This is a genomic window from Pseudomonas bubulae (assembly GCF_900618535.1).
Lineage (GTDB): Bacteria > Pseudomonadota > Gammaproteobacteria > Pseudomonadales > Pseudomonadaceae > Aquipseudomonas > Aquipseudomonas bubulae.
In genome coordinates, this window is record NZ_UYJA01000002.1 from 332,802 (window position 1) to 346,734 (window position 13,933).

Here is a 13,933-nt window from a genome sequence, read left to right on the forward strand (position 1 = left end):
CCTCTGCCGTGAGGGCGCTTTTCAGCTCAACCAAGGGTTGGCCTGCAAGTGCCGCTCTTGGAACTCGCGAATCTGCCGACTGCGTTGCAAGGTGCTGCCAATGGCATCCAGTCCCTGCAACAGCGCGGTTTTACGCAGACCGTCGATCTGGAACTCAACCGTTGAACCATCGGCCAGACAAATACTTTGGCTCGGCAGGTCAACGGCAATTTCAGCCGTGTCTGCGTGGCTGATAGTGTGCCCTAGCGCCTGCACCTGCGCCTCTTCCAGGGTAATCACCAACACCCCGTTACGCTGGCAGTTGTCATAAAAGATCCCGGCGAAGCTGCTGCCAATCAAGGCCCGGATACCGAGTTGCTTCAATCCCCAGACCGCATGTTCACGGCTGGAGCCACAGCCAAAATTCCGCCCGGTGACTAAAAAGCGTGCCTCTTGCCAGCCCGGCTGATTAAGGACGAACGCCGGGTTCGGCTCGCCCGAAGGCAGGAAACGCAGGTCAAAAAACAGACCGCGATCCAGTCCGTTGCGATCAATGCCTTTAAGAAACTGCTTGGGCATGATCACATCGGTATCGATGTTGGCCGCGAGCATCGGTGCTGCCTTGCCGCTGACGGTGGTGAAAGGTTGCATGCTCAGACTCTCCCTGACAGTTGGCGAACGTCGACCAGATGGCCGGTAATGGCGGCGGCCGCGACCATCGCCGGGCTCATCAAATGGGTGCGTGCCCCGGCGCCCTGGCGGCCTTCGAAGTTGCGATTGGTACTGGAGGCGCAGCGGTCGCCGGGGGCGAGTACGTCATCATTCATGGCCAGGCACATGGAGCACCCGGACTGGCGCCACTCAAAACCGGCGTCGATAAAGATCGCGGCCAACCCTTCGGCCTCGGCCTGATCACGCACCTGAGTCGACCCCGGCACGATCATCGCCCGCACATGCGTGGCCACTTTCTGGCCGCGCACCACCTGTGCGGCGTCACGTAAATCTTCAATGCGGGCGTTGGTGCACGAACCGATAAAGGCATGGCTGATCACCACTTCATTGAGCGGCGCGCCAGCCTCCAGGCCCATGTAGTTCAAGGCCCGGCGCATGTCCTGACGCAAGATCAAGTCGCTGATCGCCTGCGGGTCCGGCACGCGGCTGCCAATGGCGGCGGCCTGATCGGGGCTGGTGCCCCACGTGACCATCGGTTGCAGGTCAGTGGCGTCCACTTGCACCTCTTGATCGAACTGCGCGTCGGGGTCGCTATAAAGCAGGCACCAATGCTCAACCGCTTGTTCCCACAACTCGCCTTGTGGGGCACGGGGTTTGTCTTTGAGGTAGGCGTACACCTTGTCATCGGGCGCCATAAAAGCACCGCGGGCACCGGCTTCCACGGCCATGTTGCAGATGGTCATGCGCGCTTCGACGCTCAATGCATCGATGGTCGAGCCGGTAAATTCAATGGCATAGCCGGTGGCGCCTGAAGCGCCGATTTTGGCGATCAGGGCCATGATCAGGTCTTTTGACGTCAGCCCCAGGCCCAGCGCGCCCTGGACGGTCACTCGCATGCTTTTCAGACGTTTGTAGACCAGTATCTGAGTGGCCAGCAGGTGCTCGATTTCAGAGGTGCCGATACCAAAGCCGAAGGCACCCAGCGCGCCATAAGTCGTGGTGTGACTGTCGCCTGCGGCGATCATCATGCCGGGCAGGATGAAGCCTTGCTCGGGGGCGATAACGTGTTCGATCCCCTGGCGCTGGTCGAGCACATCGAACAGCTCGATGCCAAACTTTTCGCAGTTCTGTTGCAGATACGACACCTGCAAAGCGCCGCCTGCATCGGCCATGGCGGCCACGCGCACGGGGGCGGTCGGGTTCACATGGTCAACCACCGCCAGGGCGGTTTCCGGGCGCCACACTTCGCGCCCGGCTTCACGCAAACCACTGAAGGCTTGCGGGCTGGTGTATTCGTTAATGACCTGACGGTCTATGTATAGCAAGACGTGACCTTGATCATCGAGCGCGCACACGGTGTGCGCATGAATGTGCTTGTCGTAGAGGGTTTTGGCATGGGGCATGGTGATGGCTCGCAGCGGGAGGCGTGCGAACCATCATAAGGACGCGGGGAGCACCATCAATGGCGATGCAGTGATGGCTCAGAACATGATTCGTGTTGGATACAACAGGTTGTAGCCGCTGCCGCAGGCTGCGCAACCCAGCGCAGTCTGCGGCAACGGCTGCAGGGTCAAGCGGAAGCTATTTCAGCCGGTGAAACAATGCTGGTCTTGGCGCCACGCGAACGACCCGAGCTCAGGTACGCCGCAATCGATTCTTGCGTCACCTCACCCTGGAACACGCGTTCGGCGTCCATCACCGGCAACCACGAGCGGTTGAACTCGTACATGCGCGACAGCAGGATGCGCAAATGTTCTTCCGACGCAGCGGTCGCGGTGAACTCCCGCAGGAACTGGCCACAGGTGCCTGTCTGGCGATGCAGGTCACGACGACGTACATACCCCAGTGCCTTGTTGTCGGCACAGGTGACCACCACATAGCGACGGTCCAGTTCGTCCATCAGTTCCAGGGCTTCGGCCACCGGGGTTTCCGGGCTCACCGATGGCGCGTTGTCCGCGGCATCTTCGGCCTTGACCAGCAGCAGGCGCTTGAGGGTGCTGTCCTGGCCGACAAAGTTGCTCACGAAGTCGTCCGCCGGGTGAGCGAGCAGGGTATCCGGGTGGTCCATTTGCAACAGTTTGCCGCCACGGAAGATGGCGATCTTGTCGCCCAGTTTGATCGCTTCGTCGATGTCGTGGCTGACCATGATTACGGTCTTGTTCAGCGCGCGCTGCATCTCGAAGAATTCGTTCTGGATCATCTCGCGGTTGATCGGGTCCACCGCACCAAACGGTTCATCCATCAGCAGCAGCGGCGCATCGGCCGCCAGGGCGCGAATCACGCCGATTCGTTGCTGCTGACCACCAGACAGTTCGCGCGGATAACGGTTGAGGTATTGCTTGGGCTCCAGCTTGATCATGCTCATCAGTTCGCGGGCACGGTCATGGCACTTTTGCTTGTCCCACCCCAGCAGGCGCGGAACGATGGTGATGTTCTCCTCGATGGTCATGTTGGGGAACAGGCCGATCTGCTGGATCACATAACCAATATTGCGACGCAGGGTTACCGGGTCGAGGTCAGTGGTGTCTTCGCCATTGATAAGGATCTTGCCCGACGTGGGCTTGATCAGACGGTTGATCATTTTCAGCGTGGTGCTTTTGCCGCAGCCCGAAGGCCCGAGGAATACGCAGATTTCGCCTTCATTGACGGTCAGGTTTACCGAGTCCACGGCCTTTACATCTTTGCCGTTGCTTTGGAATGTTTTGCTGAGGTTTTGAAGTTCGATCATTTGAGCAGTCCTTTTGGAGTCAGCGAGCGTTGCAGCCATTGCAGAAGCAGGTCGGCGATGATGGCCAGAACACTGACCAACACGGCGCCTACGATCAGCATCGACATGTCGCTACGGCTGATTGCAGCAAGAATAAGTACACCCAGACCACCGGCACCGATGGTGGCGGCAATGGTCATGACGCCGATGTTCATGACCACGGCGGTACGCACACCGGCCAGAATCACCGGCACGGCGATGGGCAGTTCAACCATGCGCAGGCGCTGGCTGAAGGTCATGCCGATACCGCGAGCGGCTTCGCGAATCCCCGGTTCCACGCCGGTGAGGGCCAGGAAGGTGTTACGCATGATCGGCAGCAGTGAGTACAAAAACACGGCGGTAATGGCCGGCATAGGGCCAAGGCCCTGGCCGAACTTCGAGTAGAACGGCAGCAGCAGGCCGAACAGGGCAATTGAAGGAATGGTCAGCAGCACCGTGGCGCTGGCTTGCAGCGGGCCGGCCAGCGACGGAAAGCGTGTCATCAGCACGCCTAGCGGCACGCCGATCAGGATTGCCAGAATCACGGCAATGCCGACCAGGGTGATGTGCTGCAAGGTCAGATGCAGAACAAGCGACCAGTCCATGTGGGAAAAGGCGTTTAAAAATTCCATGTCTTCTCCTCTTTTCAGTTCAGTGGATGCTGGCGCAGAAAGTCTGCGGCGACTTTGGACGGGCTTTCGTGGTTTACATCGACCCGGGCGTTGAGTTGACGCATGGTTTCATCGTCAAACAGATCGGCCAGTGGCTTGAGCAGCCCCGCAAGGTCGGGGTGCTGATCCAGGTAGGCCTGACGCACTACCGGCGCGGCGGTGTAGTCCGGGAAGTAGTGCTTGTCGTCTTCAAGCAATTTGAGATTGAAGGCGCTCAAGCGACCGTCCGTGGTGTAGACCAGTCCGGCAAACACCTGGCCGTTTTTCAGCGCGGTGTAGACCAGCCCGGCGTCCATCTGGCGGATATTGCGACGGGTCAGGTCCATGTCGTAGAGCTTGACCATACCCAGCAAGCCGTCGGAGCGGTTGGCGAACTCGGTGTCCAGGGCCACCAGCGCATTTTTGTTGTCCGGTTCGCGCATTGCCTTGTTCAGGTCGCTGATGCTGTTGATGCCCGGAAACGCTTCGGCCACCTTTTGTGGCAGTGCCAGCGCATAGGTGTTGCTGAACTTGGACGGATGCAGCCAGACCAGTCCTTGTTTAGCATCGACCTCTTTTACCCGGTCGTAGGATTGCTGGCTGTCGAGTTTGTCGGTGATGTGGTTGTAGGCCACCAGCGAAACGCCGGTGTATTCCCACACCATGTCCAGTTGCCCCGACTCCTGGGCCGAACGCGCCAGGCTGCTGCCCAGCCCGCCGGTGACCTGAGCGTTATAGCCCTTGCTGTTGAGGTATTGCGAAGTGATTTCCGCGAGCAGGGTTTGCTCGGTAAACACCCGCGCCCCAATGCGAATCAAGGGTTTTTCCGCAGCCTGGGCAATTCCTGCACACAGCAGGATGCAGCCTAGTAAAAAGCTAATTTTTTTCATGGTTATTCCTTTGCTCAGCCAGACCTTAAGCAGGTCGCAGACCGCGTTCCAACCACTGGCGGCTGATGAGTATCACCAGGCCGTCGAGCAGCAGTGCCAGCAGCGCAGTACAGGCGGCGCCGAGGATCAGTTGCGGCTGATTGTTGAGGGCAATGCCTGGAAAAATCAGGCTGCCCAGGCTGTTGGCGCCGATCAGGAACGCCAGCGGGGCGGTACCGACGTTGATCGCCAGTGCCACGCGCACACCGCCCATGATGATGGGCACGGCGTTGGGCAACTCGACCCGCCACAGCACCTGGCGCGGGGTCATGCCGATACCGACGGCGGCTTCCTTGAGCGAACCCTGGACGTTTTTCAAGCCTTCGTAGGTATTGCGCACAATGGGCAGCAACGAGGCGAGAAACAGGGCGAAGATGGCAGGGCCGCTACCGATGCCCAGGAAACCCAGGGCAATGGCCAGTACCGCCAGAGGAGGCACGGTGTTGCCGATGTTGAAGACTTGCATGAAGCGTTCCGCACGTCCGGCCATTGAAGGTCGGCTGAGGAAAATGCCGGCAGGTATCCCTACAAGGAGGGCGGCGAGCATTGAAGCGAGTACCAGGTACAGGTGGGCTTGCAGGTAGAACAACAAATCATCTTGATAGTGTTCGATAGTGCTGATGCCGATCCAGTGGACCAACAGGGCCAGAAGCGCGATAACGACCGCGCATCCTATAAGCCCTTTTCCATAGCGATTCGCCATAGACGGACTCCTTTTTTTTCAGTCGGCGAACACATCGTCGTGTGGCAAGGCCATTCCTGGTTGCCGGCAATATGTTCGCGAAGAGCAACAGGTGGTGGCGAAAATGCGCCCTCAACACCTGTCATTAGCGCAGCCTCGTCAGGCTAACTTGCTGATATTTCAGCCCCTGACGCTTTGTCGTATCAGGAGAGTGGACGCCTCCACTGTTTAAAAGGTTCACATTTTTTACGGCACATTGCCACCCTTGTCCGACGAGCCACGGTTCCAACGGTGGCTGTAGGCGCCTGATTTGAGCTATAATCCGCGCCCTTTTTTGAATCAATCGTCAGGCGATTTCCCATGACCAACCAGGCCGCCGAAGTCGCGAAACGCCGCACTTTCGCCATTATTTCCCACCCCGATGCGGGTAAGACCACCATCACCGAAAAGCTCTTGCTGATGGGTAAGGCGATTGCTGTCGCCGGTACGGTGAAATCGCGAAAGTCCGACCGCCATGCCACCTCCGACTGGATGGAAATGGAGAAACAACGGGGTATTTCGATTACCACGTCGGTCATGCAGTTCCCGTATCGCGACAACATGATCAACCTGCTCGACACCCCGGGCCACGAAGACTTCTCCGAAGACACCTACCGCACGCTGACCGCGGTCGACTCGGCGCTGATGGTCCTCGACGGCGGTAAGGGCGTTGAGCCACGTACCATCGCCCTGATGGACGTGTGTCGTCTGCGTGACACGCCAATCGTCAGCTTTATCAACAAACTCGACCGCGATATTCGCGACCCGATCGAGTTGCTGGACGAGATCGAAGCGGTCCTGAAAATCAAGGCGGCGCCGATCACCTGGCCGATCGGCTGCTACCGCGATTTCAAGGGTGTCTACCACCTGGCAGACGACTACATCATCGTCTACACCGCCGGTCATGGGCATGAGCGCACCGAAACCAAAATCATCGAAAAGCTCGATTCCGATGAAGCCCGGGCCCACTTGGGTGACGAGTACGATCGTTTTGTTGATCAACTGGAACTGGTTCAGGGCGCTTGCCATGAATTCAACCAGCAGGAATTTCTCGACGGCCAGTTGACCCCGGTGTTCTTCGGTACCGCACTGGGCAACTTTGGTGTCGACCATGTGCTCGACGCGGTAGTGGACTGGGCGCCGCAGCCGCTGGCCCGTGTTGCCAACGAGCGTACCGTCGAGCCGGTTGAAGAGAAATTCACCGGTTTCGTGTTCAAGATCCAGGCGAACATGGACCCGAAACACCGCGACCGTATCGCCTTTATGCGCATTTGCTCGGGCAAATACGAAAAGGGCATGAAAATGCGCCATGTGCGCACCGGCAAAGATGTTCGTATCGGCGATGCGCTGACGTTCTTCTCCTCCGAGCGTGAACAGCTCGAAGAGGCTTTTGCAGGCGATATCATCGGTTTGCACAACCACGGCACCATCCAGATCGGTGACACCTTCACCGAAGGTGAGAGCCTGAGCTTCACCGGTATTCCGCACTTTGCCCCGGAACTGTTCCGTCGCGTACGTCTGCGCGATCCACTCAAGTCCAAGCAATTGCGCCAGGGCTTGCAGCAACTGGCCGAAGAGGGCGCCACCCAGGTGTTCTTCCCGGAGCGCAGCAACGACATCATCCTGGGCGCCGTGGGTGTGCTGCAGTTCGACGTGGTCGCCAGCCGCTTGAAAGAAGAATACAAAGTGGAATGCTCCTACGAGCCGATCACTGTGTACTCGGCTCGCTGGATTGATTGCGACGATAAGAAGAAGCTCGAAGAGTTCAGCGTCAAAGCTGTGGAAAACCTGGCCGTGGACGGTGGCGGTCACCTGACCTATCTGGCTCCGACCCGCGTCAACCTGGCGTTGATGGAAGAGCGCTGGCCGGATGTGAAGTTCCGCGCTACCCGTGAGCATCACTAAGCACTTCGGTGTCTGGTTGAAATAAAGCGAAGCCCTTGGGCTTCGCTTTTTTTTGCCCGCGAACTTTATAGTCGCTGCCGAAGGCTGCGATCGCGCCCGAAGCAATTTACGACTGCTACGCAGCCGGACGTAGCCTCGCGCTGCTCGTCAACGGCTACAAGTGAGCGTATGGCCCACCACACAGTATCGACAAACGCGGCTGCGTTACTCCGAATGGGTATATCCCAGCCTGTGAGTTTCTGGAAAAGCTGAAAGGGGCGAACTAGGTTTAAAGGGTGCTTTTCTCATAACAGGATGGAAATCGCGATGAAGCTTTTTCAACGCATTGTGCTGTTGCTCAAGGTGCTGGTGCTGCTGACGGTGACTGCCTCGGCGGCTTGGGCGAGCAACCCGCTGAGCAGCACGGGGGCCGGGTTTTCAGTAACAGGCGTGCCGGGGCCGACAATTCATGCCATCTACAAGTCGGATTCCGAACCTGGGGACCAGGGGCAGGGCGGCAGTTCGGGGGATGATGACCAGACCGATGGTGATGGCGGCAGTGACGGTGGGGATAACGGCGATGAGGGCGATGAAGGCGATAGCCAGACGTAATGCATTACCCCTATGTGTAGCAGCTGCCGAAGGCTGCGTTCGATTGCGAAGCAATCGTAAAACCTGAGCTTGCGGTATGTCTGTTACTCCGCGGGCCTCGATTTTACGACGGCTGCGCCGCCGAACGCAGCCTTCGTTCCTCGGCAGCTGCTACGGGTCGTGTTTAGCTCTGCAAAAACTGCTCCGCGTGATGGCAGGCAACCTGGCGGTTGTCGAGCAGGCGCAGTACAGGTTCGTCTGTGCTGCACAACTCGGTCGCATACGGGCAGCGCTTGTGAAAGGCGCAACCTGATGGCGGGTTCAGCGGGTTGGGCAGCTCGCCGACGATCTTGATTTTTGGCTTGAGCGGATCGGGGTGGATCGTCGGCGTGGCCGACAGCAGCGCCTGGGTGTAGGGGTGCAACGGCCGGGTGTAGATCTCTTCCTTGGGGCCCATCTCTACCGGGCGACCGAGGTACATCACCAGTACCGTGTCGGCCACATGTCGCACCACCGCCAGGTTGTGGGAAATGAACACGTAGGCAGTGTTGAACTCCTGCTGCAAATCCATAAACAGGTTAAGCACCTGCGCCTGGATCGACACGTCCAGCGCCGAGGTCGGTTCGTCCGCCACCAGCACCTTGGGTTGCAACATCATGGCCCGAGCCAGGGCGATACGCTGGCGCTGGCCCCCCGAGAACATATGCGGGTAGCGCTGGTAATGCTCGGGGCGCAAGCCGACCTGTTTCATCATGGCCTGGACTTTTTCGCGGCGCTCGCTGGCGCTCAGGCTGGTGTTGATGAGCAGTGGCTCGGCCAGTTGATCGCCGATTTTCTGCCGCGGGTTGAGCGAGGCGTAGGGGCTCTGGAACACCATCTGCACGTCTTTGCGCAGTTGTTTGCGCTCGGCCTTGTTGGCCCCTGCAACTTCTTGCCCGGCAATTTTCAGCGAGCCCGAGGAGGGCTCTTCAATCAAGGTCAACGCGCGGGCCAGGGTGGATTTTCCGCAACCGGACTCTCCCACCACGGCAAGGGTTTTACCGGCTTCCAGTTCAAATGACACGCCGTTGAGTGCGCGCACCAGCGCATGGCCTTTGAACATGCCACGGGATACTTCGTAGTGACGGGTTAGGTCGCGGGCGGTAAGAACAACAGTCATTACGCCACCTCCTGATTCAAGGGGAAGAAGCAGCGCACCTGGCTGTGAGCCTGTTGCTCCAGCGCAGGACGTTGTTGACGACATTGCTCTTGTACATACGGGCAGCGCGGTGACAGCAGGCAGCCTTTGGGCCGGTCATAGCGACCGGGCACGATGCCGGGCAAGGTCGACAGACGGGCAGCGCCCATGCTGTGTTCCGGGATCGCAGCCAGCAGCGCCTCGCTGTACGGGTGCGCGGGCACATCAAACAGCCCCGGCACGTTGCCGACTTCCACGGCCTGGCCGGCGTACATCACGCATACCCGCTGGGCGGTTTCGGCGACTACTGCGAGGTCGTGGGTAATCAGCACCAGGCCCATGTTCTGTTCGCGTTGCAGGCTCAGCAGCAGGTCCATGATCTGCGCCTGGATGGTTACGTCCAGGGCCGTGGTAGGTTCGTCGGCGATCAGCAGTTTGGGTTCACCGGCAATCGCCATGGCAATCGCCACGCGCTGGCTCATGCCGCCTGACAGTTGATGCGGGTAGGCGTCCATGCGGCTGGCAGCCCCCGGGATTTCAACTTTTTCCAGCAGCTCGATGGCCCGTTTGCGCGCCGCCTTGGCGGACATTTTCAGGTGCAGGCGCAGCACTTCCTCGATCTGGAAACCCACGGTGTAGCTGGGGTTCAGTGCGGTCATGGGGTCCTGGAAGACCATCGCCATGTCCTTGCCGACGATCTGCCGGCGCTGACGCGCGCTGAGGGTCAGCATGTTCTTGCCGTCGAAGGTCAGCGCGTCGGCGCTGACGATACCGGGGTGCTCGATCAGGCCCATCAGCGCCATCATGGTCACGGACTTGCCCGACCCCGACTCACCGACAATTGCCAGTACTTCGCCTTTATCCACAGACAGGCTCAGGCCGTCTACCACCGGCACGGCCGTAGCGTCGCCAAAACGGACATTGAGATTCTTGATTTCTAACAGTGACATGGGAATCTCCTCAGGCGGCGTTCTTGAGTTTCGGGTCCAGCGCATCGCGCAGGCCGTCGCCCATCAGGTTGATTGCCAGCACGCTGAGCAAAATGGTCAAGCCAGGCAGGCTGACGACCCACCACGCGCGTTCGATATAGTCGCGGGCCGAAGCCAGCATGGTGCCCCACTCAGGGGTTGGCGGTTGTACGCCGAGGCCAAGAAAGCCCAGTGCTGCGGCGTCGAGGATCGCCGAGGAGAAACTCAGGGTGGCCTGCACGATCAGCGGCGCCATGCAGTTGGGCAGCACAGTGATAAACATCAGGCGCGGCAGACTGGCACCGGCCAGGCGGGCAGCGGTCACATAGTCGCGGTTCAGCTCGCCCATCACGGCGGCACGGGTCAGACGCACGTACGATGGCAACGACACCACGGCAATGGCGATCACGGTGTTGATCAGGCCAGGGCCGAGGATGGCGACAATCGCCACGGCCAGCAGCAAGGAAGGCAGGGCCAGCATGATGTCCATCAACCGCATGATGCCCGGGCCGAGAAGGCGCGGAAAAAAGCCGGCAAACAGGCCCAGGATCACGCCCGGAATCAGCGAGATGACCACAGACGACAAACCGATCAACAGCGACAGCCGTGAACCTTCGATCAGGCGTGACAGCAGGTCGCGACCCAGTTCATCGGTGCCCAGCAGAAATTGCCAGTTGCCGCCTTCCAGCCAGACCGGCGGGGTCAGCAGAAAGTCGCGGTATTGCTCACTCGGGCTATGGGGGGCGACCCACGGGGCGAAGATCGCGCAGAACACGATGATGGTCATGAAAATCAGACCCGCCACAGCGCCCTTGTTCCGGGAGAAGGCATGCCAGAATTCTTTGTACGGTGATGGATAAAGCAGGCTTTGATCCACTTCGGTCGTGCTTGGGGAGGTGCTCATGGTCAGGATCTCAGCGCTGGTGACGGATGCGTGGGTTGGCAAAGCCGTAGAGGATGTCGACTACGAAGTTGACCAGAATCACCAGGCAGGCGATTAGCAGGATGCCGTTTTGCACCACGGGATAGTCCCGGGCGCCAATGGCCTCGATCAGCCATTTACCGATACCGGGCCACGAAAAAATGGTTTCGGTCAGGACTGCACCGGCCAGCAGGGTGCCCACTTGCAGGCCGACCACGGTCAGTACCGGGATCAGGGCGTTGCGCAGGCCGTGCACGAACACCACGCGGGCGGGTGACAGGCCTTTGGCGCGGGCGGTACGGATGTAGTCTTCGCGCAGCACTTCAAGCATGGATGAGCGGGTCATCCGCGCGATCACGGCCAGCGGAATGGTACCCAGCACAATGGCCGGCAGAATCAGGTGGTGCAACGCGTCCCAGAAGGCTTCGGGCTCGTCGCTGAGCAGGGTGTCGATAAGCATGAAGCCGGTTTTGGGCTCTATGTCGTAGAGCAGGTCGATACGCCCGGACACCGGGGTCCAGCCCAGGCCCACGGAGAAGAACATGATCAGGATCAGGCCCCACCAGAAGATCGGCATCGAATACCCCGCCAGGGAGATACCCATCACGCCGTGGTCAAACAATGAGCCGCGTTTGAGTGCCGCGATCACTCCCGCCAGTAGCCCGAGGATGCCGGCGAACAACAGGGCGGCGCTGGCCAGTTCCAGCGTGGCGGGGAACAGTGCGGAAAATTCGCTCCACACGCTTTCACGGGTGCGCAATGACTCGCCCAGATCGCCATGTGCCAGTTTGCTGACGTAGTCGATGTACTGCTCGTGCAGCGGCTTGTTCAGACCCAGGCGCTCCATGGCCTGGGCGTGCATTTCAGGGTCTACCCGGCGCTCACCCATCATGACTTCGACCGGGTCACCCGGGATCATGCGAATCAGGGCAAAGGTGAGCAAGGTGATGCCGAAGAACGTGGGGATCAACAACCCCACTCGGCGGGCAATAAAACTAAACATCGTGTGGTGTTCCTTATCAGCCGGTCAGGCAGGTCCGCCGGGGTTGAGGTAAACCCTGGCGGGTTTTTATTGTTCTACTTCACCTGGGTTGTGGCGAAGTTGTTGTTGGTCAGGGGGCTAAGGGTATAGCCCTCGACGTTTTTGCGCATCGCCGTGAACAGCATAGGATGGGTAACGTTGATCCAGGGTTGGTCCTGATTAAAAATCATCTGTGCCTGTTGATAGAACTCGGCCCGTTGCGAGGGTTCAGTGATACCACGGGCTTTGGTGATCAGGTTTTCGAAGTCCTTGTTGCACCAGCGGGCGTAGTTCTCGCCGTTTTTGGCCGCCTCGCAGCTAAGCAGCGGGGTCAGGAAGTTATCCGGGTCGCCGTTATCGCCGCCCCAACCGGTCGACACCAGATCATGTTCGCCATTTTTGGCGCGTTTGAGCATTTCGCCCCATTCCATGACCCGGATATCCAGCTTGAGGCCGATTTGTGCCAGGTCGGACTGCAGCAACTGCGCACCCAGCATCGGGTTGGGGTTGGTCGGGCCGCCGCCGTTGCGGGTGAATAGGGTCAGTACCGTGCCTTCAGGTACCCCGGCTTCCTTGAGCAAGGCCCGGGCCTTGTCCAGGTCGCGGGGCGGCCGCTGAATGCTGGTGTTGTAGCCCAGCATGGTCGGCGGGTAAGGGTTGACGGCCAGCAGTGCGTTGCCTTCGCCGTGGACGGAGTTCAGATAGGTCTGCTTGTCGAAGGCCATGTCGATGGCTTTGCGTACGCGCACATCGCTCAGGTACTTGTGACTGGTATTCATGGCGATATAGCTGGTCATCAGGGCGGCCAGCTCATCGACCTTGAGGTTGGGGTCCTTGCGGATGTTCTTGACCTCATCAGGCTTGGGGTACAGCGCGATCTGGCATTCGTTGGCCTTGAGCTTTTGCAGGCGCACGTTGCTGTCGGTGGCGATGGCGAAGATCAGCGCATCACTGGGCGGTTTGCCACGGAAGTAGTCCGGGTTGGCCTTGAAGCGTACCTGGGCATCCTTGTTGTAGCGCACGAAGATAAACGGGCCGGTGCCGATCGGCTTGGTATTGAGGTCGGCGGTTTTGCCGGACTTGAGCAACTGGTCGGCGTATTCGGCGGAGTAGATGGAGTTGAACGGCATGGCCACGTCGCGCAGAAACGGCGCTTCAGGGTGGTTGAGAGTGATTTTTACCGTCAGGTCGTCAACTTTCTCGACGCTCTTGAGCAGGTCCTTGAAACCCATGCTTTCAAAGTAGGGGTAACCGACCAGCGACAGTTTGTGCCACGGGTGATTCGGGTCCAGCTGGCGCTGAAAACTCCAGACCACGTCATCGGCGTTCAGGGTTCGGGTCGGTTTGAAATAATCAGTGGTGTGAAACTTTACGTCGGGACGCAGGTGAAATGTGTATTCAAGCCCGTCCGGGCTGATGTCCCAGCGCTCGGCCAGGGCGGGCTCCACATCCGTGGTGCCGGGGGCAAAGTCGACCAGGCGGTTGAGTATGGTCTCGGCCGAAGCATCGGCAGTCACGGCGGTGGTGAACTGAACGATGTCGAACCCTTCAGGGCTGGCTTCAGTGCAGACCACCAGGGTTTTCGCGCTGACACTCACAGTGGTGCAGAGCAGTGCCGCGGCCAGGGCAGTGCGTAGTGGGAATCTTTTCATTGCAACCCTCTCCAGAGTCGG

13 protein-coding genes are annotated in these 13,933 nt (G+C 59.4%); 2 read left to right on the forward strand and 11 right to left on the reverse strand.

Annotated elements, in window-relative coordinates; translation table 11 throughout:
* Positions 1–21: 21 nt before the first annotated feature.
* The 6 genes from leuD to PPTH39_RS08220 all read right to left on the reverse strand — a co-directional run bounded on the left by leuD (position 22) and on the right by PPTH39_RS08220 (position 5,679).
* Complete coding sequence (leuD, locus tag PPTH39_RS08195; RefSeq protein WP_130871855.1) at positions 22–636, reverse strand: 3-isopropylmalate dehydratase small subunit; 615 nt, start codon at positions 634–636, stop codon at positions 22–24.
* The gene (leuC, locus tag PPTH39_RS08200) at positions 633–2,054 is read right to left on the reverse strand and encodes a 3-isopropylmalate dehydratase large subunit (RefSeq protein WP_130871856.1); all 1,422 of its coding nucleotides are present in this window, start codon (positions 2,052–2,054) and stop codon (positions 633–635) included. Before leuC ends, leuD begins: the two co-directional genes overlap by 4 nt.
* Positions 2,055–2,221: 167 nt before the next feature.
* Complete coding sequence (locus PPTH39_RS08205; protein WP_095001585.1) at positions 2,222–3,379, reverse strand: osmoprotectant ABC transporter ATP-binding protein OsmV; 1,158 nt, start codon at positions 3,377–3,379, stop codon at positions 2,222–2,224.
* Positions 3,376–4,029, reverse strand: coding sequence for an ABC transporter permease (locus tag PPTH39_RS08210; protein WP_095001584.1), 654 nt, complete (start codon positions 4,027–4,029; stop codon positions 3,376–3,378). Before PPTH39_RS08210 ends, PPTH39_RS08205 begins: the two co-directional genes overlap by 4 nt.
* 14 nt (positions 4,030–4,043) lie before the next feature.
* A complete protein-coding gene (locus tag PPTH39_RS08215) occupies positions 4,044–4,937 on the reverse strand; it encodes a glycine betaine ABC transporter substrate-binding protein (RefSeq protein ID WP_095001583.1) in 894 nt (297 codons plus the stop codon).
* Between the two features lie 25 nt (positions 4,938–4,962).
* Positions 4,963–5,679, reverse strand: coding sequence for an ABC transporter permease (locus PPTH39_RS08220; protein ID WP_095001582.1), 717 nt, complete (start codon positions 5,677–5,679; stop codon positions 4,963–4,965).
* A 339-nt stretch (positions 5,680–6,018) separates the two neighbouring features.
* Between PPTH39_RS08220 and PPTH39_RS08225 the strand changes: the two genes are divergently transcribed.
* On the forward strand, positions 6,019–7,602 hold the full coding sequence (locus PPTH39_RS08225; RefSeq protein WP_130871857.1) for a peptide chain release factor 3: 1,584 nt from the start codon (positions 6,019–6,021) through the stop codon (positions 7,600–7,602).
* 306 nt (positions 7,603–7,908) lie between these two features.
* Positions 7,909–8,193: a hypothetical protein gene (locus tag PPTH39_RS08230; RefSeq protein ID WP_130871858.1), complete on the forward strand. Its 285-nt coding sequence runs from the start codon at positions 7,909–7,911 to the stop codon at positions 8,191–8,193.
* Positions 8,194–8,356: 163 nt separating this feature from the next.
* On the opposite strand, the gene PPTH39_RS08235 is transcribed toward PPTH39_RS08230, so the two are convergent.
* The 5 genes from PPTH39_RS08235 to PPTH39_RS08255 all read right to left on the reverse strand — a co-directional run bounded on the left by PPTH39_RS08235 (position 8,357) and on the right by PPTH39_RS08255 (position 13,912).
* Positions 8,357–9,331, reverse strand: coding sequence for a peptide ABC transporter ATP-binding protein (locus PPTH39_RS08235; RefSeq protein ID WP_095001579.1), 975 nt, complete (start codon positions 9,329–9,331; stop codon positions 8,357–8,359).
* Entirely contained in the window at positions 9,331–10,299 is a 969-nt protein-coding gene (locus PPTH39_RS08240) for an ABC transporter ATP-binding protein (protein ID WP_095001578.1), read from the reverse strand. Before PPTH39_RS08240 ends, PPTH39_RS08235 begins: the two co-directional genes overlap by 1 nt.
* Positions 10,300–10,309: 10 nt before the next feature.
* Positions 10,310–11,221 carry an ABC transporter permease subunit gene (locus tag PPTH39_RS08245; RefSeq protein ID WP_095001577.1) on the reverse strand — a complete coding sequence of 304 codons (912 nt, stop codon included), beginning with the start codon at positions 11,219–11,221 and terminating at the stop codon, positions 10,310–10,312.
* A gap of 10 nt (positions 11,222–11,231) precedes the next feature.
* The gene (locus PPTH39_RS08250) at positions 11,232–12,242 is read right to left on the reverse strand and encodes an ABC transporter permease subunit (protein ID WP_095001576.1); all 1,011 of its coding nucleotides are present in this window, start codon (positions 12,240–12,242) and stop codon (positions 11,232–11,234) included.
* A 74-nt stretch (positions 12,243–12,316) separates the two neighbouring features.
* Entirely contained in the window at positions 12,317–13,912 is a 1,596-nt protein-coding gene (locus PPTH39_RS08255) for an ABC transporter substrate-binding protein (RefSeq protein WP_095026385.1), read from the reverse strand.
* Between the last annotated feature and the right edge of the window lie 21 nt (positions 13,913–13,933).

Bases quoted from the DNA above. Each gene is read 5' to 3' on its own strand.
- PPTH39_RS08220 (WP_095001582.1), bottom strand. From the start codon at position 5,679: ATGGCGAATCGCTATGGAAAAGGGCTTATAGGATGCGCGGTCGTTATC.
- PPTH39_RS08235 (WP_095001579.1), bottom strand. From the start codon at position 9,331: ATGACTGTTGTTCTTACCGCCCGCGACCTAACCCGTCACTACGAAGTA.
- PPTH39_RS08250 (WP_095001576.1), bottom strand. From the start codon at position 12,242: ATGTTTAGTTTTATTGCCCGCCGAGTGGGGTTGTTGATCCCCACGTTC.
- PPTH39_RS08245 (WP_095001577.1), bottom strand. From the start codon at position 11,221: ATGAGCACCTCCCCAAGCACGACCGAAGTGGATCAAAGCCTGCTTTAT.
- PPTH39_RS08210 (WP_095001584.1), bottom strand. From the start codon at position 4,029: ATGGAATTTTTAAACGCCTTTTCCCACATGGACTGGTCGCTTGTTCTG.
- PPTH39_RS08255 (WP_095026385.1), bottom strand. From the start codon at position 13,912: ATGAAAAGATTCCCACTACGCACTGCCCTGGCCGCGGCACTGCTCTGC.
- PPTH39_RS08240 (WP_095001578.1), bottom strand. From the start codon at position 10,299: ATGTCACTGTTAGAAATCAAGAATCTCAATGTCCGTTTTGGCGACGCT.
- PPTH39_RS08215 (WP_095001583.1), bottom strand. From the start codon at position 4,937: ATGAAAAAAATTAGCTTTTTACTAGGCTGCATCCTGCTGTGTGCAGGA.
- PPTH39_RS08230 (WP_130871858.1), top strand. From the start codon at position 7,909: ATGAAGCTTTTTCAACGCATTGTGCTGTTGCTCAAGGTGCTGGTGCTG.
- PPTH39_RS08205 (WP_095001585.1), bottom strand. From the start codon at position 3,379: ATGATCGAACTTCAAAACCTCAGCAAAACATTCCAAAGCAACGGCAAA.
- leuC (WP_130871856.1), bottom strand. From the start codon at position 2,054: ATGCCCCATGCCAAAACCCTCTACGACAAGCACATTCATGCGCACACC.
- PPTH39_RS08225 (WP_130871857.1), top strand. From the start codon at position 6,019: ATGACCAACCAGGCCGCCGAAGTCGCGAAACGCCGCACTTTCGCCATT.